This is a genomic window from Leucobacter sp. MMO-125 (assembly GCF_037148395.1).
Lineage (GTDB): Bacteria > Actinomycetota > Actinomycetes > Actinomycetales > Microbacteriaceae > Leucobacter.
Genome location: NZ_JBBCTL010000002.1, coordinates 214,509 through 233,401, shown reverse-complemented (window position 1 = coordinate 233,401; position 18,893 = coordinate 214,509). Strand labels below are relative to the sequence as shown.

The 18,893-nt window shown below is 67.0% G+C and carries 17 protein-coding genes and 1 tRNA gene; 14 read left to right on the top strand and 4 right to left on the bottom strand.

What is annotated here, in order from left to right; translation table 11 throughout:
* Positions 1-37 precede the first annotated feature (37 nt).
* The 9 genes from metG (at position 38) to WFI54_RS05760 (ending at position 9,012) form a co-directional block, all read left to right on the top strand.
* Positions 38-1,642, top strand: a complete 1,605-nt coding sequence (metG, locus tag WFI54_RS05800; RefSeq protein ID WP_336651848.1) for a methionine--tRNA ligase — start codon at positions 38-40, stop codon at positions 1,640-1,642.
* A complete protein-coding gene (locus WFI54_RS05795; protein WP_336651847.1) occupies positions 1,639-2,562 on the top strand; it encodes a TatD family hydrolase in 924 nt (307 codons plus the stop codon). Before metG ends, WFI54_RS05795 begins: the two co-directional genes overlap by 4 nt.
* Complete coding sequence (gene rsmA, locus WFI54_RS05790) at positions 2,555-3,463, top strand: 16S rRNA (adenine(1518)-N(6)/adenine(1519)-N(6))-dimethyltransferase RsmA (protein ID WP_336651846.1); 909 nt, start codon at positions 2,555-2,557, stop codon at positions 3,461-3,463. Before WFI54_RS05795 ends, rsmA begins: the two co-directional genes overlap by 8 nt.
* A 9-nt stretch (positions 3,464-3,472) precedes the next feature.
* Positions 3,473-4,399 carry a 4-(cytidine 5'-diphospho)-2-C-methyl-D-erythritol kinase gene (locus WFI54_RS05785; protein ID WP_336651845.1) on the top strand — a complete coding sequence of 309 codons (927 nt, stop codon included), beginning with the start codon at positions 3,473-3,475 and terminating at the stop codon, positions 4,397-4,399.
* 65 nt (positions 4,400-4,464) lie between these two features.
* On the top strand, positions 4,465-5,160 hold the full coding sequence (locus WFI54_RS05780; protein ID WP_336651844.1) for a DsbA family oxidoreductase: 696 nt from the start codon (positions 4,465-4,467) through the stop codon (positions 5,158-5,160).
* Between the two features lie 11 nt (positions 5,161-5,171).
* On the top strand, positions 5,172-5,363 hold the full coding sequence (locus WFI54_RS05775; protein WP_336651843.1) for a hypothetical protein: 192 nt from the start codon (positions 5,172-5,174) through the stop codon (positions 5,361-5,363).
* A gap of 126 nt (positions 5,364-5,489) precedes the next feature.
* Positions 5,490-6,110, top strand: a complete 621-nt coding sequence (locus WFI54_RS05770) for a hypothetical protein (RefSeq protein WP_336651842.1) — start codon at positions 5,490-5,492, stop codon at positions 6,108-6,110.
* Positions 6,110-7,108: a PrsW family intramembrane metalloprotease gene (locus tag WFI54_RS05765; protein ID WP_336651841.1), complete on the top strand. Its 999-nt coding sequence runs from the start codon at positions 6,110-6,112 to the stop codon at positions 7,106-7,108. Before WFI54_RS05770 ends, WFI54_RS05765 begins: the two co-directional genes overlap by 1 nt.
* Positions 7,109-7,203: 95 nt before the next feature.
* Positions 7,204-9,012 carry an ABC-F family ATP-binding cassette domain-containing protein gene (locus tag WFI54_RS05760; RefSeq protein ID WP_336651840.1) on the top strand — a complete coding sequence of 603 codons (1,809 nt, stop codon included), beginning with the start codon at positions 7,204-7,206 and terminating at the stop codon, positions 9,010-9,012.
* A 178-nt stretch (positions 9,013-9,190) separates the two neighbouring features.
* Here WFI54_RS05760 and WFI54_RS05755 read toward each other — a convergent pair whose 3' ends face one another.
* On the bottom strand, positions 9,191-9,874 hold the full coding sequence (locus tag WFI54_RS05755; RefSeq protein ID WP_336651839.1) for a TetR/AcrR family transcriptional regulator: 684 nt from the start codon (positions 9,872-9,874) through the stop codon (positions 9,191-9,193).
* 197 nt (positions 9,875-10,071) lie between these two features.
* Here WFI54_RS05755 and WFI54_RS05750 point away from each other — a divergent pair, with 197 nt between their 5' ends.
* Entirely contained in the window at positions 10,072-11,298 is a 1,227-nt protein-coding gene (locus tag WFI54_RS05750) for an acyl-CoA dehydrogenase family protein (protein ID WP_336651838.1), read from the top strand.
* Between the two features lie 70 nt (positions 11,299-11,368).
* Here the strand turns inward: WFI54_RS05750 and WFI54_RS05745 are convergent, their stop codons facing one another.
* Both WFI54_RS05745 and WFI54_RS05740 read right to left on the bottom strand, forming a co-directional pair.
* The gene (locus WFI54_RS05745; protein WP_336651837.1) at positions 11,369-12,820 is read right to left on the bottom strand and encodes an amino acid permease; all 1,452 of its coding nucleotides are present in this window, start codon (positions 12,818-12,820) and stop codon (positions 11,369-11,371) included.
* 40 nt (positions 12,821-12,860) lie between these two features.
* Positions 12,861-13,484 (bottom strand): TetR/AcrR family transcriptional regulator, encoded by a 624-nt coding sequence (locus tag WFI54_RS05740; RefSeq protein ID WP_336651836.1) that lies wholly within the window; start codon positions 13,482-13,484, stop codon positions 12,861-12,863.
* Positions 13,485-13,626: 142 nt separating this feature from the next.
* Between WFI54_RS05740 and WFI54_RS05735 the strand changes: the two genes are divergently transcribed.
* Entirely contained in the window at positions 13,627-15,330 is a 1,704-nt protein-coding gene (locus WFI54_RS05735; protein WP_336651835.1) for an amidase, read from the top strand.
* 66 nt (positions 15,331-15,396) lie between these two features.
* Here the strand turns inward: WFI54_RS05735 and WFI54_RS05730 are convergent, their stop codons facing one another.
* The gene (locus WFI54_RS05730) at positions 15,397-15,954 is read right to left on the bottom strand and encodes a MarR family winged helix-turn-helix transcriptional regulator (protein WP_336651834.1); all 558 of its coding nucleotides are present in this window, start codon (positions 15,952-15,954) and stop codon (positions 15,397-15,399) included.
* 173 nt (positions 15,955-16,127) lie between these two features.
* Between WFI54_RS05730 and WFI54_RS05725 the strand changes: the two genes are divergently transcribed.
* From WFI54_RS05725 to WFI54_RS05715, 3 genes are all read left to right on the top strand, one after another.
* Positions 16,128-16,199: transfer RNA gene (locus tag WFI54_RS05725), tRNA-Gln, on the top strand.
* A 265-nt stretch (positions 16,200-16,464) separates the two neighbouring features.
* A complete protein-coding gene (gene glmU, locus WFI54_RS05720; protein ID WP_336651833.1) occupies positions 16,465-17,907 on the top strand; it encodes a bifunctional UDP-N-acetylglucosamine diphosphorylase/glucosamine-1-phosphate N-acetyltransferase GlmU in 1,443 nt (480 codons plus the stop codon).
* A gap of 3 nt (positions 17,908-17,910) precedes the next feature.
* The gene (locus WFI54_RS05715) at positions 17,911-18,888 is read left to right on the top strand and encodes a ribose-phosphate diphosphokinase (RefSeq protein ID WP_024355423.1); all 978 of its coding nucleotides are present in this window, start codon (positions 17,911-17,913) and stop codon (positions 18,886-18,888) included.
* Positions 18,889-18,893: the final 5 nt, after the last annotated feature.

Sequence of the window (18,893 nt, the reverse complement as noted above, 5' to 3'; positions counted from 1 at the left end):
GACGAGCGTGTCGGTGGTTCCCAATAGAATGGCACCCATGGCACTCGACCAGCAGGCACAGTCCTCCTCGTTCTTCATCACCACCCCGATCTTCTACGTGAACGACGCCCCCCACATCGGGCATGCGTACACCGAGGTGGCGGCTGACGTGCTTGCGCGGTGGCACCGGCAGGCGGGCGATGACACCTGGTTCCTGACGGGCACCGACGAGCACGGCCAGAAGATTCTGCGCACCGCCACGGCCAACGGCGTTGCGCCGAAGGAGTGGGCGGATCGCCTCGTCGAGTCGGCATGGAAGCCGCTGCTCGGCACGATCGACATCTCCAACGACGACTTCATTCGCACCACCGATGCGAGGCATGAAGAGGGCGTCGCGAAGTTTCTGCAGAAGCTCTACGACGACGGCCACGTCTACGCCGGTGAGTTCGAAGCGCTCTACTGTGTGGGCTGCGAGGAGTTCAAGCCGAAGAGCGAGATCGTCGACGGCGAGGGCGCTTTCGCCGGCGAGAAGGTGTGTGCGATCCACTCGAAGCCCCTGGAACTGCTGCAGGAGAAGAACTACTTCTTCAAGATGAGCGCCTTCCAGGATCGCCTGCTCGCCCTCTACGAGGAGCGCCCCGACTTCGTGCAGCCCGCGAGCGCGCGCAACGAGGTCATCGCTTTTGTGCAGCAGGGCCTCGAAGACCTGTCGATTTCGCGCACCTCCTTTGACTGGGGCATCCCGATTCCGTGGGATGCATCCCACGTCACCTACGTGTGGTTCGACGCGCTGCTCAACTACGTCACCGCCACGGGGTACGGCGCCGACACCGAGCAGTTCGAGCGTCGTTGGCCGGCGACCCACATCGTCGGCAAAGACATCCTCCGCTTCCACGCGGTGATCTGGCCGGCCATGCTCATGGCCGCGGGGCTCGAGGTGCCGCGCCACGTCTTCGCGCACGGCTGGCTGCTGGTGGGCGGAGAGAAGATGTCGAAGTCGAAGCTCACGGGTATCGCACCGAACGAGATCACCGACACCTTCGGCTCTGATGCCTTCCGCTACTACTTCATGCGCGCCATCTCCTTCGGGCACGACGGCTCCTTCAGCTGGGAAGATCTGGCGGCCCGCTACCAGGCCGAGCTCGCCAACGGCTTCGGCAACCTCGCCAGCCGCGTGCTCGCGATGAATCAGAAGTACTTCGAGGGTCGGGTGCCGCAGGGCGGCAGCGAGGAGCAGCCGGCCGACGCCGCGATCCGCACCCTCGCGGCTGACGTTGCTGCGCGTGCCGACGAGCGTATTTCGGTCTTTGCGATCCACGAGGCGCTCGCCGCTGTGTGGGAGCTTGTCGATGCCCTGAACGGTTACATCACCGAGCAGGAGCCGTGGGTGCTTGCCAAGGATCCCGCGCAGCGCGACCGTCTGGCTGCCGTGCTCTACACGACCACCGAGGGCCTGCGGGTGCTCGCTGAGCTGCTCGCGCCCGTGATTCCGCAGGCCGCTGCGAAGCTGTGGACGGCCCTGGGTGCCGAGGAGACGCTGGGCGCGCTCGCCGAGCAGCCGATCCGCGAGGCCGGCCGTTGGGGCCGTTTGCTCGCAGGCACCGAGCAGCAGCGCATCGCTGTGCTCTTCCCCCGCATCGAGATCGACGGCGAGAACAAGTGACCGCCGCGGAGGTTCCCGCCGGCGGGCTGCGCAAGCGGAGCACCGGCCCGGCGGCGTCGGGATCTGGGTCGCGCGATCTGAGCCGGCCCGAGAACCCCGAGCCGCTGCCCATCCCGGTCTACGACAACCACGCCCACCTCGAGTTCGAAGACGGCGTCGATCAGCTCGACCCGCTCGATTCGCTCGCCAGGGCGGAAGCGGTGGGCGTGCGCGGCATCGTGCAGGTCGGCACTGACCTGGAGACCAGCCGCTGGAGCGCTCAGCTCGCGGCGAGCGACCCTCGCGTGCTCGCTGCGGTCGCGCTGCACCCCAATGAGGCGCCGCGACTGTTCGCTGAGGGGCTGCTGAGCTCGCACCTTTCTGAGATCGCGCGGCTTGCCGCGCAGTCGCGGGTGCGCGCTGTGGGCGAGACTGGCCTTGATTTCTTCCGCACTGGCGAAGACGGTCGTGCGGCGCAGATCGAGTCGTTCGAGACGCACATCGAGATCGCAAAGGCCAACGGCATTGCGCTGCAGATCCATGACCGCGACGCGCACGACGAGGTGGTGGCGACGCTGCTGCGGGTCGGCGCCCCCGAGCGCACCGTGTTCCACTGCTTCTCGGGCGATGCGCGGCTGGCCCGCGTCTGCAATGAGCATGGCTGGTACATGTCGTTCTCAGGCACCTCGACGTTCAAGAACGCACCGGCGCTGCGCGAGGCGATTACGGTGGCGCGTCCCGAGCTCGTGCTCGCCGAAACCGACGCCCCGTTCCTCACACCGGAGCCGTTCCGCGGCCGGCCGAACGCCCCCTACCTGCTGCCGCACACGGTGCGCCGCATGGCCGAGACGCTTGACGAGCCCCTCGCGGAGGTGTGCGCGCGCATCGCGGCAAACACCGAGCGCGTCTACGGCACCTGGGAGGTCGGCGGCAATGACTGACGTCCCAGCCCACCCGCGCCTGCTCGGCCCGAATGAGGTGCGCGATCTCGCTGAGCGGCTCGGGGTCTCGCCCACCAAGAAGCTCGGGCAGAACTTCGTCATCGACCCGAACACGGTTCGCAAGATCGTGCGGCTTGCCGGAGTGAGCGCGGGCGATCGCGTCATCGAGATCGGTCCCGGCCTCGGCTCGTTGACGCTCGGTATCACCGAGGTGGGCGCCGATGTCACCGCGGTCGAGATCGATCGGCGTCTTGCGGCTGAGCTGCTGCAGACGGCGCGTGCGATGCAGCCGGAGGTGTTCGCCGACCCCGATGCTCCTCGTCTGCGCGTTATCCACACGGACGCGCTCGATCTGAGCGCCGAGATGCTTCTGGCCGCCCCGCAGCCGCCAGAGGTGCTTGTGGCGAACCTGCCCTACAACGTGTCGGTGCCGATTCTGATGCATCTGCTCGAACTGATTCCGGGCCTCCGCGGCGGGCTGGTGATGGTGCAGGCCGAGGTCGGGCATCGCATTGCGGCGGGGCCCGGCTCGAAGGAGTACGGCGCTCCAAGCGCGAAGGCTGCCTGGTATGGGGATTGGCGGATCGCGGGCTCAGTGAGCCGCCGCATCTTCTGGCCGGTGCCCGGCGTCGATTCGGTGCTTGTCGGCTATGAGAAGCGCGCGCAGCCGAGGGGTGATGAGCGGGAGCGGGCGCTGGTGTTCGAGCTGGTGAATGCGGCGTTCGCGCAGCGGCGCAAGATGCTGCGGCAGGCCTTGCAGCCGGTGCTGGGGGAGCTCGATGTGGCGGTTGCGACGATCGAGGCTGCGGGCATTGCGCCGACCGCGCGGGCCGAGCAGCTCGGCATTGATGAGTTCCTCGCCATTGCTCGGGAGCATCTCGCGCGCGGTGACGTGCGCTAGCGTGTAACCATGAGCGCGATTCGGGGGCGAGCGATCACGGTGCGGGCACCGGGGAAGATCAACGTGTTCTTCCGGGTCGGCGCGCTGCAGGACGACGGCTATCACGATGTGGCCTCGCTGTATCAGGCGGTGTCGCTGTTCGAAGAGGTCACTGCGGTGCACGCCGACGGTTTCTCGGTGCGCTTCACCGGCCCGATCGACGTCAGCGGCTTGGCGACTGATGCGTCGAATCTGGCGATCCGCGCGGCGCAGCTGCTGGCCGAGCGCACGGGCTATGCGGGTGGCGTCGATCTGACGATTCTGAAGCGGGTGCCGATTGCCGGTGGTATGGGCGGCGGCTCGGCCGATGCCGCTGCAACGCTGGTTGCCTGTGATGAGTTGTGGGGCACTGAACTCGGCCGTTCGGGGCTGCTGCCGCTCGCTGCGGAGCTCGGCGCCGATGTGCCCTTTGCCCTTGAGGGTGGCACCGCGGTGGGCACAGGGCGCGGCGACGAGCTCAGTCCGGCGCTTGCGAAGGGCACCTTCCACTGGGTGCTCGCACTTTCTGATGCGGGGCTCAGCACACCGGTGGTGTATCGGGCGCTCGACACGCACCGCGACGCGCATCTGCGCGACCTCGGCAGGCAGCCCGAGCAGGTGAAGGTGGACACTGCTGTGCTGCAGGCGGTGCGGGTGGGTGACGCCGACTCCTTGGCTGATGCCATGCACAATGATCTGCAGGTTGCGGCGCTGAAGCTCGCCCCCGAACTCGCTGAGTTGTTGGAGCTGGGGGAGTCGCGGGGCGCGCGCGCCGGCATTGTTTCCGGATCGGGGCCCACGGTGGCGTTCCTGGTCGGTGATGCCCAGGAAGCTGCCGAGCTGCGCAGTGTGCTGACCCGCGCGGGGGTGCGCGCGCTCACCGCGACGGGACCGGTCTCCGGTGCGCGCATGATCTGACCGCTGCGCTCGCGCGTGTGCGAGGTGGCTGGAATACCGAGACGGCCGTCGTGGTTGCACCCGGCATGACTGAGACGATCCGCGTCGATATCTGGTCAGATATCGCCTGCCCCTGGTGCTACATCGGCAAACGCCGCTTCGAAGCGGGAGTTGCCGCGTTCCGTGAAGCGCACCCCGAGGTTGATTTCGAGGTGGCGGGCCACAGCTTCGAGCTGGCCCCTGACACGCCCCTCGATTTCACGGGCAGCGAGGTCGATTTCCTGGTGCGGCACAAGGGTATGCCGGCCGCGCAGGTGGAGCAGATGCTCGCGCAGATGACCGAGCTCGGGGCTGTTGACGGCGTGGTGTTCGACTTCGCCAGCGTGAAGCACGCGAACACCGCCCGAGCGCACCGGATCCTGCACCTGGCTGCCGAGTCGGGGGCGCAGGATGCCGTGCAGGACCGACTGTTCCGCGCCTACTTCGCGGAGGGGGAGGATCTTTCCGACCCGGAGACGCTGGCGCGTCTGGGAGCCGATGCCGGCCTCGACCCTGAGGCTGTGCGTGCGGCGCTTGCAGATGACACCTACGGTGAGGCGGTGCAGCGCGACATCACCCGCGCTCGTATGCTCGGGGTGAACGGTGTGCCGTTCTTCTTGCTCGACCAGAAGTACGGCATTTCGGGTGCGCAGAGCGCCGAGGCATTCGCTGGCGCGTTCGAACAGGTGCTCGGCTTCCGTGCCGGCGCGAGCACCGAAGACCATCCCGCAGATCAGGCGTGAAAGGAACGACGATGAATGACAACAGGGACGCGACTGCGATCGCAGCTGAGGCCGTTGAGGCTGAGATTCAGGCGGGGCTCGACCCGGCGGCCGGGCTGCAGGGTGCTGCCGGCTTTGCCGATGCCGAGTCGCGCGAGATTCTCAACCTGCTGAATGATGGCGAGGCCGCCGGCTCCTGTTGTGGTGGCAGCTGCTGCGTGTAATTCCGGCTCGCTGAGGCTGGTTCGGCCCCAGCGAAAGGCGGTGTTCCCGTGACGGGCGGGCGAGATCGTGCCGCATGGCTATTTTTGGATTGTGACTAAAAGTAGTTTGTGTCTATTGTTGTGTCTATGAGTGAAGACACGACGCTGCTGCCGCGCACCCGCGCGACCCGGCCCGGCTGGCTGCCGTTTTCGATGGTCGTCGCGACGCTGGCCGCGATCACGGCGGTGCCCGTCGCGCTCGAGGTGCTCGCCCCTGAGCGTGCCGATGGCACCGTCGGTGTCTTCGAGCGGGTCGCGCTGAACGTCGACGCCGAAGGCGCCTTCGGTATCGGAGGCTTCATCGCCCCCGAGGGATGGCTGCGCGAGAGCGACGAAGCCGTGGATGGTGGCGGGGAGGCAAAGCCTTCGAGTTCTGCCTCGTTCGTCTCCGCCGCGCAAGACGTGCGACTCGAGGCCAGCCTGCACTTCGGAGCCGACGACGCGGATGCGTTGCTGCGTTCGAGCAGCCCCGCAGGCACCGCGATCCTCCCCATCACCTCGGCACCGCATGGTGAGGGAAGAGAGATTCGTATGCTCGAGTACGACCTCGACGTCGGTGGCGGATTCACGCAGAGCTTTGCGATGTGCACGGATCGCGCACCTTACGTGTGCCTGCGCTTCGACGTCGAGATGCTCGATGATGCCGGCAGGCCCGGCACCATCCGGCCAGACATCTCAGCCGTTCTCGACTCTGCGGAGGTGTACTGATGAGCCCAGAAGCGATGGCCATCACCCAGCCCCGATCCCCGCTCGGGCATCGGCGTCGCCCCGTGCTGTGGCAGCCGCAGCAGCCCGTATTCTGGCTGTGGCTCGTGCTCACCGTACCGAGCGCCGTGCTGCTGATCGTCGATGTCGTGCGACGCACGGAGAGCGTTGCGGGGCTCGCCGCGGCGACAGTGCTTGTCGGTGCACAGGGAGCGGTGCTCTGGCTGCTCATCCGTGCGATACCCCGCTTCCGCCGTCAGCCGCTCTCCCTGCGCCTGGCAGCGCTGCTGTGGGGTGGGACGTTCGCGATTATGGCGGCCAGCGCCTTCAACACGGTCAACTCCGACGCACTCGACCGCTACGGCCTCACTACGCTGTCGGCTTCGATCAGCGCGCCCCTCAACGAGGACCTGCTGCGTTTCCTCGGCATTCTCGTAGTGCTGGTGCTCGCCTACGGGCGACGGATCACCGTGATGGACGGCGTGCTGTACGGCTTCCTGGTCGGTGCGGGCTTCGAGCTCGTCGAGAACCTCTGCTACGCGCTGCAGAGCACCGACATTGGCGAAACGGTGGGGATCGGCCTGGCGCGGTTGCTCGTCGGCTTCGCGCTGCACGCCCTGTGGTCGGCGTTCTCCGGGGCTGTGCTCGCGTACTGCCTCTCGCGCACGCAACAGCGCCTCGGAGGCCGTTGGCTGCTGCTGATTCCCGCGATCCTCGCCCCGATGCTGCTGCACGCTGCATGGGATTCCCCGCCCCTCTCGGTGATCAGTGCCGTGCAGCTGCTGCTGTTCATCCTCCTCTATGGGGTCACGCTCGCGCTGTTCTGCTGCGCTGTCGCGTGGGGTCGGCGCGGCGAGTTCGTCTGGTACACCGAGACGACGGGGTGGGGCGGTGCACGCCGCGACTTCGCCAGGCTGCCACGCAGTGAGCGCAGAGCGCTCGGCGCGACAGCCATCGCGCAAGAGCGCGACCAGGCCGAGGCGAGCATCCCGGCCGCGTGACAGGCGACCGCTTGCGGCGCTGAGCATGCCAGTGGCGCACCCCGGCACAGCATCCGTGAGCCGTCCGACCCACCGCGAACTAGACTGGACGGGTTATGGCTCATTTGCTGGGGGCTGAGGCCCTGCACCTCGAAGTTCCAACCAAGACCGTCTTCGACTCGGTGACGCTCGGAGTCGCCGAAGGCGACCGCATCGGCATCGTCGGCCGCAACGGCGACGGCAAGTCGAGCCTGCTCATGATGCTTGCCGGGCGTCGCGAGCCCGACGGCGGCCAAGTCACCGTGCGCAGCGGCACCACGATCGGCGTGCTCGACCAGGCCGACGTGTTCGACGCAGGCGAGACGGTCGGACACGCGATCGTGGGGGAGCGGCCCGAGTACGAGTGGGCCGGAGACCCGCGCACGCGCGACGTGATCGCGGGGCTCGTGGGCGACCTCGACTGGGAAGCGCCGGTCGATGCGCTCTCGGGCGGGCAGCGCCGCCGCGTCGCCCTGGCGAGGCTGCTGGTCGGCGACTTCGAGATCCTCTTCCTCGACGAGCCCACGAACCACCTCGACGTCGAAGGCATCGCCTGGCTCGCCGAGCACCTGAAACGGCGCTGGCCCGCCGGTCAGGGCGCGCTGCTCGTGGTCACGCACGACCGCTGGTTCCTTGACGAGGTGTGCACCGCCACCTGGGAGGTGCATGATCGCATTGTGGAACCGTTCGAGGGCGGCTACGCCGCGTACATCCTGCAACGGGTGGAACGTGACCGCCAGGCCGCGTCCATCGAGCAGAAGCGGCAGAACCTCGCCCGCAAGGAGCTGGCGTGGCTGAGGCGCGGGGCCCCTGCGCGCACCTCGAAGCCGAAGTTCCGCATCGACGCCGCGAATGAGCTCATCGCTGACGTGCCCGAGATCCGCGACCGCGTCTCGCTGCAGTCGATGGCCGTGCAGCGGCTCGGCAAAGATGTGGTGAACCTGCACGATGCAGGCGTCTCCTACGGCGATCGCGTGATCCTGGAAGACGTCGAGTGGCTGCTCGCCCCGGGCGAGCGCACGGGCATTCTCGGAGTGAATGGTGCCGGCAAATCGACGCTGCTGGGGCTCATCTCGGGCGATGTCGAACCCACCTCGGGGAGGGTGAAGCGCGGCAAGACTGTGAAGGTCGCCACCCTCACCCAGCGCCTCGATGAGCTTGCCGAGCACCTGAACGAGCCCGTGCGCGTGGTGATCGCCCGTCTGCGCACCAGTTTCACCGTGGGCAGCGGGTCAAAGGCTCAAGAACTTACCCCGGGGCAGATGCTCGAACGCATGGGCTTCACGAGCGCGCAGCTGTCGACCCCGGTGAAGGACCTCTCGGGCGGGCAGAAGCGGCGCCTGCAACTGCTGCTGATCCTGCTCGACCAGCCCAACGTGCTGATTCTCGACGAGCCCACGAACGACCTCGACACCGACATGCTCGCCGCGATGGAAGACCTGCTCGATTCCTGGCCCGGCACACTGATCGTGGTGTCGCACGATAGGTACTTCCTGGAGCGCGTGACCGATCAGCAGTACGCAATTCTCGACAAGCACCTGCGGCACCTGCCCGGCGGGGTGGATCAGTACCTCGAACTGCGGGCGGCGCAGGATCGCGCTGCCGAGCCTGCCGCGGCAGGATCGGGCGTGTCTGCGGCCGCGGCTGGTGCTGGGGCTGCGCTGACCGGGGCCGAGCTGCGCGCCGCCCAGAAGGAGCTCTCTGCCGTGGAACGCAAGATGGAGCGCCTGCAGGCCGACATCGCGAAGTCGCGTGACGGCCTCGCCGACCTCGACCAGACCGACTACCAGCTGCTGAACGTCGAGATGGCGAAGATCACGGCGCTCGAAGACGAGGTCGCGATGCTTGAGGAGCGCTGGCTCGAACTCGGCGAGCAGATCGGCTGACCCGGATGCGCGGAAAGCCTTGAGTGCCCGAGGGTCTTGCTGCAGGGTCGCGCCCCTCGCCGAGAGGAGAAAAACGCGCGCTCCTGGCGCTGGGAACACGCAAAATCCGCCTCTCGCGACACCGCTGCGGCGTTGCCGGGGCGGTCCTCCAGGGGGCGGGGTGTGGGGACTACCAGGCTCAGCGGCCTTCGCGGTCGAGCTGTGCGGCGACCGCGCCCAGCACTGCGTCGGGCGAGCCAGAGGCGTCGTAGACCGCGACGAGCACCCGCTGCCGATCGCCCTCGGCCGTAAGCCAGAGCTCGTAGAGCGCGGTGAGCCTGTGCAGATCGCGCGTCACCGCGCGGGGGGCGTCGGTGATCCGCTCCCGCAGCCAGTCGCGCAGCGCGGCATTGTGTACCGCCACGAGTGACGCTGCGAGCGACGGCGCCACCCAGTCTGGGGTGGCAGGCTGCTGTACGCGGCGGATGTAGCGCGCGAAGACGCGTTCGTAGCGGTGGGTGATCACCAGCTCGCGGTCGCGCAGTGCCGGGCGCTCGTGCATGAGTTCGAAGCGCAGTCGGGCGGCTTCGGGATCACGCACGAGCAGGCGCAGCACATCGGCGGTGCCTTCGACAAGCGCCTCACCGGGCTGTAGTTCTGTCGCGTCGAGGAAGTCTGCGAGCTGGGCGAGCGCGTGATCGTGATCGGCGAAGATCACATCGTCTTTGCTGCCGAAGCGCCGGAAGAAGGTGCTGCGGCTCATGCCGACGGCATCGGCGAGGTCGCCTGCGGTGGTGGCCTCGTAGCCGCGCTCGGCAAGGTGGCGGATCGCGGCGACGGAACTCTGCTGATCGGCTGGCACGGTCGGGGGCTTCGCTGGCATACGCTGAAGGTATCACGGTTTGGGGCAATTGGAACTGGGTTTCAATCATTGTCGCCAAGTTTTCATTGGGCGCGACTGTCATGATCTGTGCGAAGCGTCTTGACATGGGACTGCGTCTCAGTCATGCTCGAAGCACGCGCCGAATCGTCGTGCCCATCGCAGCGACGCCAGACCCGACGGCGCAGGGAGGATCCCCAATGTCGCAGAACCGCACCTCGCCCCTCGCTCTCGGAACACAGGAGCCCGAGTACCACCTCTGGGAGCCCATCGACCCTGACGTGGCCGGCGTCTTCCGTGGCATCTCCGCCGACGACCTCGCCTACCGCGACCGCGCCCGCGAGTTCGTGCAGCAGGAGGTGCGCCCCGTGATCGCAGGCATCTGGGATCGCGCCGAGTACCCCCTCGATCTCGCGAAGCGCCTCGGAGACCTCGACCTGCTGCGCGACGGCGTCGACGTGCCCGGCTTCCCCGAGCAGAGCCTGCTCGCCGCGAGCCTCACCACGATGGAACTGTCGCGCGGCGACGGCTCCATCGCCACGATCGTCGGCGTGCAGGGCGGCCTGGCCCTCCGTTCGATTGCGGAGTGCGGTTCTGAAGAGCAGCGCCAGCGATGGCTCGAACCCATGTCGCGCGGCCTTGAACTCGGTGCCTTCGCATTGACGGAGCCCACGCACGGCTCAGACTCGGTGAGTCTGGAGACCCGCGCCGAGGCCATCGAAGACGGCTATGTGATTACGGGCAACAAGAAGTGGATCGGCTCCGGCAGCGTCGGCCGCATTGCCGTCGTTTGGGCGCGCGGCGATGACGGGCAGGTGCAGGGGTTCATCGTGCCGCAGGATGCACCCGGCTACAACGCCACCACGATCGAGGGCAAGATGTCGCTGCGGGCCATCTGGCAGGCGCACATCGAGCTCGACGGCGTGCGCGTGCCCATGAGCGCGAAGCTGCCCGGAGCCCGCAGTTTCAAGGACACCGCTCGCGTGCTGCAGGCCACCCGCCTCGGCGTGGCCTGGGGTGCCCTCGGCCAGGCGACCGCCGTGTATGAGACCGCCGTGCACTATGCGGGGCAGCGCGTGCAGTTCGGCCGCCCCCTCGCTGCCTCGCAGATCGTGCAGTCGCGGCTCGCTGCGATGCTGTCGCAGCTCACCGGCCTGCAAACGCTGCTGATGGCGCTGACCCGGGCCGAGGAGCGGGGCGAGCTGTCAGGGCCAGGCGCGTCGCTCGGCAAGTACACGGCTACCCGCACGGCCCGTGACATGGTTGCGAACGCCCGAGATCTGCTCGGTGGCAACGGCATCCTGCTTGAAAACCGCGCGGGCCGCCACTTCGCCGACATCGAGGCGCTGCACACCTACGAGGGCACTGAAACCGTGCAGGCGCTCATCATCGGCCGCGACATCACGGGGGTGTCGGCCTTCGCCTGATCCGCACATTTCCTGTGAGCGAGTCGGATCGGCGGCCGCAGGCGGCTGCCCGCAGCCGTCGATCCGCAGCTCAGCCGCCGTGCCTGGCGCTGTCGCCGAGATCGGGCAGTTCGACCGCTGCGGTGAGCGGCCGTCCTTCGCGGATCAGGCGGCGCTTCGTGACCGCCCACATCGCGCCGAGCACGATGAACCAGACGGGCGTGAACAGCAGCGGGAGCCGCGTATCCTCGGCGAGTGCGAGGGTGACGAGGATGAACGCAAAGAAGCCGAGCACCACCCAGGGCACGATGCGCGGGAATGGCGTTTTGAACGAAGACGCCTGGTGCCGCTCCGGGTGCTTGCGCAGGAACATGATGAAGCTGATGGCGATCATGCTCCAGATGAAGAGGATGAACGTCGATGCAACCGAGGTGACGAAGGTGAAGGCCTCAATGACGCTTTCGCCGAGCAGTAGGATCGGCACCGCCGAGAACACGAACACTGCCGAGAAGAACACGGCCCGGCGCGGCACGCCGCGGCTGTCGGTGATGGCGAAGCGCGACGGTGCATGCCCGTCGTGGGCGAGCGCGTGCATCATGCGGGTGCCCGAGTAGAAGCCGGAGTTAGCGCTCGACGCTGCCGAGGTGAGCACCACCAGGTTGATGGCGAAGGCCGCGGCACCGAAGCCGGCGTAGGCGAAGGTGGTGACGAACGGGCTGCGGTCGGGGTCAAGCTTGTCCCACGGGGTGATGGCCATGATGACGGTGAGCGCGCCGATGTAGAAGATGAGCACGCGCACCACGATCGAGTTGATGGCGCGCGGCAGATTGCGCTGCGGATCCTTGGTTTCGGCGGCTGCGGTGCCGACGAGTTCGACGCCGATGAACGAGAAGATGCCGAGCTGGAAACCGAGCAGGAAGCCGCTCGCGCCGAAGGGGAACATGCCGCCGTGATCCCACAGATGGGCGAGCGAGGAGCGGGTGCCGGTGTCGGGGTTCTCGAAGCCGGTGACGAGCAGCACGATGCCCGTCGCGATGAGGGCGAGAATGGCCACGATCTTGATGATGGAGAACCAGAACTCGAACTCGCCGAAGAAGCGGACGGGCTGCAGGTTGAGCACGGTGAGCACTGCTGCCGTGATAAGCGCGGGCAGCCAGGCGGGGATGGAGGCGTTGATGTAGGAGACGTAACTGGTGATCGCGATGATGTCGGCCACGCAGATCACCACCCAGGTGATCCAGTACGTCCACGACACGAAGTACCCGGCCCACGGGCCAATGAGGTCTTTGGCGATGTCGCCGAAGGTTTTGTAGTTGAGATTGGAGAGCAGCAGCTCGCCGAGGGCGCGCATGAGGAAGAACATCATGCAGCCGATGACCGCGTAGATGAAGAGCACGGAGGGGCCGGTGAGACTGATCACCTTGCCCGAGCCGAGGAACAGGCCGGTGCCGATGGCGCCGCCGATGGCGATGAGCTGCAGGTGTCGGTTCGAGAGACCTCGCTGGAGTTCCTCGTGCGGCGCTTGGGTCGCGGTCTCAGTCATGCTCGTCTCTTTTCGGTCGGGCCGTGGGGTGTGACCGATTCTAGCTCCGGCGCGGGTCATCGTTTGCGCCGATCAGCGCTCGCAGGGCGACGGTGACAGTGCGCTGTGCGTCGTCGGCGGAGAGCTGGCCGGTGAGCCAGCGGCCGGAGAGGCCTTCGACGAGGGCGGTGAGGATCAGCGCGGTGGCGTCCGGGTCGGTGCGCGGGGCGGCAGCCACGATCAAGCGCCGCACCTCGCGCTGCCAGTCGGCGGTGGCGCGCGTAACGGCGGCGGCCTGTTCCTGGTCGAATACGGCCGCGGCGCGCAGTTCGTTCCACGCCGTCGACCCGGCTCGCACCTGCGGTTCGTCGCCGAACTCTGAGCACAGCAGCGCGGCAAGGCGCGCGGTGGGGCCGGTGGCATCTGCTGCAACGGCAGCTTCGGGGCCGGGATTGTTGATGGTTGCGGATCCGCCCCCTGCCTGCGCGCGCTGTGCGGCGCTCTCGTTCACATGGTGGAGAGCGGCCTGCAGCAGGCCGTCTCTGTCGCCGAAGTGGTAGGAGAGCAGCCCTATCGAGACACCGGCCTCGCGGGCGACGTCGCCCATGCGGAAGCCGCGCAGGCCACCGCGGGCGATGACGCGCTCGCAGGCCTCGATGATGCGCTCCCTGGTGTCGCTCGCCATGATTGCCCTCCGTGCGCCGCGCGGGAGGCGCGGGGTACTTGACACCCGGCCTTCCAGAACTGAAACTATTTTCAGGATACGGCGCATGGCCGACCGCGGCAATCATCCGAACAGGCCGCACCAGCAGAGAGATGAGGGTTCCATGAGCGATCGCACCGACGCGTTCGAACTGATCGAAGCGAGCATCGACGATGTGCTCGGCGCGCTGCGCCGCGGAGATATCACGAGCACCTGGCTCACCGAACGCTACCTGGCCCGCATCGACGCCTACGACAGCGGCGCTGACGGGCTGCACGCCGTCGTCGTGCCGAACCCCGAGGCGCTGGCCCAGGCCGCGGAGTCGGACCGCCGTTACGCCGCAGGCGAGGCGCGCGCGCTCGAAGGCGTGCCGTTCACCGTGAAAGATTCGTACATGGTCGAGGGACTGACGGTCGCCTCGGGCTCGCCCGCGTTCCAGAACCTCATCGCCCAGTGGGATGCGTTCTCGGTCGCGAAGCTGCGCGAGGCCGGCGCCGTGCTCATCGGCAAGACCAACATGCCCCCGATGGCCGACGGCGGTATGCAGCGCGGCGTATACGGCCGCGCCGAGAGTCCCTACAACCGCGACTACCTCGCAGCCGCCTACGCGTCGGGATCCTCCAACGGTTCCGGCGTGTCGACGGCGGCCAACCTCGCCGTCTTCGGCATGGGTGAAGAAACCGTGTCGAGCGGCCGTAGCCCCGCCTCGAATAACGGGCTGTGCGCCTACACGCCGAGCTGGGGCGTGCTCTCGATCCGCGGCAACTGGCCGCTGTTCCCCGCCCGCGACGTCGTCGTGCCACACACCCGCTCGATGCCCGACATGCTGCGCCTGCTCGACGTGCTGGTGCAGGACGATCCGATCACGCGCGGCGATTTCTGGCGCAACCAGAGCGTCGTCGCCCTGCCCAAGCCGAGCGAGCATCGCCCGGCCTCGTACCTCGACGTCGCCGATCCTTCGGCGCTCGCGGGCAAGCGCTTCGCAGCGCCGAAGATGTACCTCGGCCAGGATCCCGCCTTCCCGATCGCGGTGCGCCCCTCCGTGCTGGCGCTGTGGGAGCAGGCGAAGGCTCGCCTCGAAGCGCTCGGCGCCGAGGTCGTGGTGACCGATTTCCCGCTTATCGAGCAGTATGAAGGGGACAGGCCCGGCCAGGAGAACGTCGGTGCGCTCGGCGTACTGCCCGAAGGGTGGATGGAGACCGAGTTCACCGACTTCCTCGCCTTCGGCTGGGACGACTTCCTGAAGGCCAACGGTGATCCCGCGATCCCTGAGCTCGCCGTCGTCGACCCCGACCAGATCTTCCCACAGCCTCACGGCACGTTGCCCGACCGCTACGAAGAGGTCGAAGACTACGAGAACCGCTACCGCGAGACCGTGGCCTACGCGAAGCGCGGTATTCCGGATCCGCGCGAGCGCGGCGACTTCGCCGATGGTCTGCGCGCCCTCGTGCAGCTGCGCGAGGAGCTGTTCGAGCGCTGGCTCAGGGAGAATCACTTCGACGGCGTGGTCTTCCCCGCGAACGCCGACGTGGCACGCGAGAACGCCGAGCGCGACGTTGAGGCCGCCGATCACGCCTGGTCGAACGGCGTGTTCTTCTCGAACGGCAACTACGCGCTGCGCCATCTCGGTATTCCGACGGTCACCGTTGCGATGGGCGTGATGAGCGATATCGGCATGCCTGTCGGTCTCACCTTCGCGGGCGCGGCATACGATGATCCGGCGCTGCTCGGGTACGCCACTGCGTTCGAGGGTGGCGGATCGGGCACGCTGCGACAGCCACCCGTTTCGACCCCCGCCCTGCCAGAGGACGGCGAGCTGCCCGCGTAGTTGTATGGGTGCACGGGCCGCGTGCTGATGCGAGGGTCGTCTCCCTGCGGGGAGGTGGCCCTCGTGTCAGTTGCCGGGCGTTGTGGGCTCGTCGAGTTCGGGGAGGGTGATCGGGCCGGTGACCGGTTCGAAACGGTCGACGCTGAGCGCGAGGCGGCGTAGCAGCACTGAGAGGCGATCACGCTCGGAGCGGGCAAGCCCTCCGAGCAGGCGCTCCTCTGCGTCGCTGAGGCGGGTCATGGCGGCGTCGACGAGGGTGAGACCGTGTGAAGTCATCTCGACGAGCACACCGCGACCGTCGTTGGGGTCGGTGAGGCGGCGCACGAGATCGCGCTCGACCATGCGGTCGATGCGGTTGGTCATGGTGCCGCTGGAGACCATGGTCTGCTGCACGAGCACTTTGGGGCTCTGCGTGAAGGGTTCGCCGCCGCGGCGCAGCACGGCGAGCACGTCGAACTCCCAGGAGGCGAGCCCGGATCGTTCGAAGGCGTGTGCTCGTGCGCGGTCGAGGTGCTTTGTGACACGCCACAGGCGCGAGAAGATCGTGAGCGGCGCCAGATCGAGATCCGGGCGTGCTCGGGTCCAGTCTGCGATGATCCGATCGACCTCGTCCTCGTGCTTCATCCCTCCATTATCCGGGTTCAATAGCTGAGCTTCGTGAGGTGCGCCCCGATTTCCGGGTAGCGCAGAGGGTGCCGGGGGAGGTGAATGTGGTGGTCGGGGGGCCGAGTGGCCCGGTCGCGGCCACGGGGAGGCGTATGATCTGGCAGACTTGTACGGTGCCGGTTTCGGTGCGATCCGCCTTGGTGTAATGGCAGCACGACAGCCTTTGGAGCTGTTAGGTCTAGGTTCGAATCCTAGGGGCGGAGCGGTATTTCGATGCGGAGCATTGAAATACTGCTCCGTCTTGCGCTCACAAGCGCAAGCGACGTGCAGGGAAGCGAAGCTTCTCTGTATGTTGGGAGCGGTATTTCGATGCGGAGCATTGAAATACTGCTCCGTTCTGCGCTCACAAGCGCAGGCGATGTGCAGGGAAGCGAAGCTTCTCTGTGTGTTGGGAGCGGTGTTTCGATGTGAAGCATGGAAAGGAACCTGCCCGACCGGTTCCGAATCCGGGATTGAAGGAGACACACCATGTCAGAACGCTCGCTCGCCGTTGTGATCCTCGCCGCGGGGCAGGGGACACGGATGAAGTCGTCGTTGCCGAAGGTGCTGCATCGGATCGGCGGTCGCTCGCTGATCGCGCATGTGCTCGACACTGCGGCAGCTTTGACGCCGCAGCAGATCCTTGCCGTGGTGCGTCACGACCGTGATCGGGTTGCGGAGGCGATCCTCGATCATGCGCCGGACACGGTGATTGTCGATCAGGACGCGGTTCCGGGCACCGGTCGTGCGGTTGAGCAGGCGCTCGCTGCGCTGCCGGAGCACTTCGAGGGCTCGGTTGTGGTGCTCTCGGGGGATGTGCCACTGATCGATGCGGCCACGCTCGATCGTCTGGTGCGTGGGCACCTCGATGGGGGTCGGGCGATGACGATGCTCTCGGCGATCTTCGAGAACCCGACGGGTCTCGGCCGGATTCTGCGCGACGCGGATGGTGCGGTCACCGGGATCGTTGAGGAGAAGGACGCCACGGAGGCGCAGCGCCGCGTCACCGAGATCAATGGCGGTATTTACGTGTTCGAGCGTCGTGCGCTCGAGTCGGCGCTTGCGCAGATCGACACGAACAATGCCCAGGGCGAGAAGTACCTCACTGACGCTGCAGCTCGGATCCTGTCCGGGGGCGGCACTGTCGAGGCCGTCGCCACTGATGATCCGTGGATCATCGCGGGAGTGAACGACAGGGCGCAGCTCTCCGAGGCCGGCCGCGAGCTGAACCGTCGTATCGTGCGCGAGCACCAGCGAAACGGAGTCACGATTCAGGATCCGGCTACCACCTGGATCGACGCCGATGTGTCGATTGCGGCTGACACCGAGATTCTTCCCGGCACGTTTTTGCAGGGGGCCACGACGATTTCGGCCGGTGCGGTGATCGGCCCGGACACCACGCTTGTCGACTGCGAGGTGGGCGAGGGGGCGCATATCCGTCGCAGCGAGGCCACACTGGCTGTGTTCGGCCCCGGTGCCAGCGTCGGCCCCTTTGCGTACATCCGCCCGGGTTCTGAGCTTGGCGCTGGTGGCAAGATCGGCGCGTTCGTTGAGACGAAGAACGCGAAGATCGGTGACGGTAGCAAGGTGCCGCATCTCAGCTATGTTGGCGATGCCGTGATCGGTTCGGACAGCAATGTGGGCGCCGGCACGATCTTCGCCAATTACGATGGCGTGCAGAAGCACCAGGCCGTTGTGGGCGATGGGGTGCGGATCGGCTCGAAGAATGTGCTGATCGCGCCAGTTACCATTGAAGATGGCACGTACACGGCTGCTGGCACGGTCGTGCGGAAGAACGTCCCCTCAGGGGCGCTGGCGCTGAATGTGGCGCCGCAGCGCAACATCGAGGGGTGGGTAGCCGAGCATCGGCCCGGCACGAGCACCGCGGAAGCGGCGGAACGATCGAACACTGCGAAGAACGGCGGGAAGTAGTACATGAGCAAGATCGAGATGGCGGGGCAGAAGAAGCTCGTCCTCATCACGGGCCGGGCCTACCCCGAGCTCGCCGAGCAGGTTGCCGCCGAACTCGGCGCCGAGCTCGTTCCGACCGACGCGCGCACCTTCGCGAACGGTGAGCTGTATGCGCGCTTCGACGAGAGCGTGCGCGGCGCCGACGCGTTCGTGATCCAGTCGCACACCAATCCGATCAACGAGTGGCTTATGGAGCAGCTCATCATGGTCGACGCGCTGAAGCGGGCTTCTGCGAAGCGCATCACCGTGGTGGCGCCGTTCTACCCGTACTCGCGCCAGGACAAGAAGGGCCGCGGCCGCGAGCCCATCTCGGCGCGCCTCGTCGCCGACCTGTTCAAGGCTGCGGGTGCTGACCGCATCATGTCTGTTGACTTGCACGCGCCGCAGATTCAGGGCTTCTTCGACGGCCCGGTCGATCACCTCTTCGCGATGCCGGTGCTGCTCGACCACTTCAAGCGCACCATCGACCGCGACGATCTCACCGTCGTGTCGCCCGATATGGGCCGCGTGCGTGTCGCTGATGTGTGGAGCGACAAGCTGGATGCGCCGCTCGCGATCATTCACAAGCGCCGCGATCCGCTCGTGCCGAACCAGGTCTCGGTGCACGAGATCGTGGGCGAGGTGAAGGATCGCTGGTGCGTGGTTGTCGATGACATGATCGACACCGGCGGAACGATTGCGAAGGCTGCGGAGGCGCTGAAGGCGAACGGTGCGAAGGGTGTCACCATTGCCTGCACGCACGCGATCTTCTCGGGTCGCGCGACCGAGCACCTGTCACAGGATTTCATCGACCAGGTTGTGGTGACCGACACGCTGCCCGTCGGCCCGGAGAAGCAGTTCGACAAGCTGACGGTGCTGCCGATTGCCCCGCTGCTCGCGAAGGCGATCCACGAGGTCTTCGAGGACGGCTCTGTGACCAGCATGTTCGAAGGCGCGGCGTAAGGAAA

Excerpts from the sequence above, each read along its gene's own strand:
- WFI54_RS05745 (WP_336651837.1), bottom strand. The coding sequence starts at position 12,820 with ATGACTGAGACCGCGACCCAAGCGCCGCACGAGGAACTCCAGCGAGGT.
- WFI54_RS05715 (WP_024355423.1), top strand. The coding sequence starts at position 17,911 with ATGAGCAAGATCGAGATGGCGGGGCAGAAGAAGCTCGTCCTCATCACG.
- glmU (WP_336651833.1), top strand. The coding sequence starts at position 16,465 with ATGTCAGAACGCTCGCTCGCCGTTGTGATCCTCGCCGCGGGGCAGGGG.
- WFI54_RS05760 (WP_336651840.1), top strand. The coding sequence starts at position 7,204 with ATGGCTCATTTGCTGGGGGCTGAGGCCCTGCACCTCGAAGTTCCAACC.
- WFI54_RS05780 (WP_336651844.1), top strand. The coding sequence starts at position 4,465 with ATGACTGAGACGATCCGCGTCGATATCTGGTCAGATATCGCCTGCCCC.
- WFI54_RS05740 (WP_336651836.1), bottom strand. The coding sequence starts at position 13,484 with ATGGCGAGCGACACCAGGGAGCGCATCATCGAGGCCTGCGAGCGCGTC.
- WFI54_RS05775 (WP_336651843.1), top strand. The coding sequence starts at position 5,172 with ATGAATGACAACAGGGACGCGACTGCGATCGCAGCTGAGGCCGTTGAG.
- WFI54_RS05785 (WP_336651845.1), top strand. The coding sequence starts at position 3,473 with ATGAGCGCGATTCGGGGGCGAGCGATCACGGTGCGGGCACCGGGGAAG.
- rsmA (WP_336651846.1), top strand. The coding sequence starts at position 2,555 with ATGACTGACGTCCCAGCCCACCCGCGCCTGCTCGGCCCGAATGAGGTG.
- metG (WP_336651848.1), top strand. The coding sequence starts at position 38 with ATGGCACTCGACCAGCAGGCACAGTCCTCCTCGTTCTTCATCACCACC.
- WFI54_RS05770 (WP_336651842.1), top strand. The coding sequence starts at position 5,490 with ATGAGTGAAGACACGACGCTGCTGCCGCGCACCCGCGCGACCCGGCCC.
- WFI54_RS05755 (WP_336651839.1), bottom strand. The coding sequence starts at position 9,874 with ATGCCAGCGAAGCCCCCGACCGTGCCAGCCGATCAGCAGAGTTCCGTC.
- WFI54_RS05730 (WP_336651834.1), bottom strand. The coding sequence starts at position 15,954 with ATGAAGCACGAGGACGAGGTCGATCGGATCATCGCAGACTGGACCCGA.
- WFI54_RS05750 (WP_336651838.1), top strand. The coding sequence starts at position 10,072 with ATGTCGCAGAACCGCACCTCGCCCCTCGCTCTCGGAACACAGGAGCCC.
- WFI54_RS05765 (WP_336651841.1), top strand. The coding sequence starts at position 6,110 with ATGAGCCCAGAAGCGATGGCCATCACCCAGCCCCGATCCCCGCTCGGG.
- WFI54_RS05735 (WP_336651835.1), top strand. The coding sequence starts at position 13,627 with ATGAGCGATCGCACCGACGCGTTCGAACTGATCGAAGCGAGCATCGAC.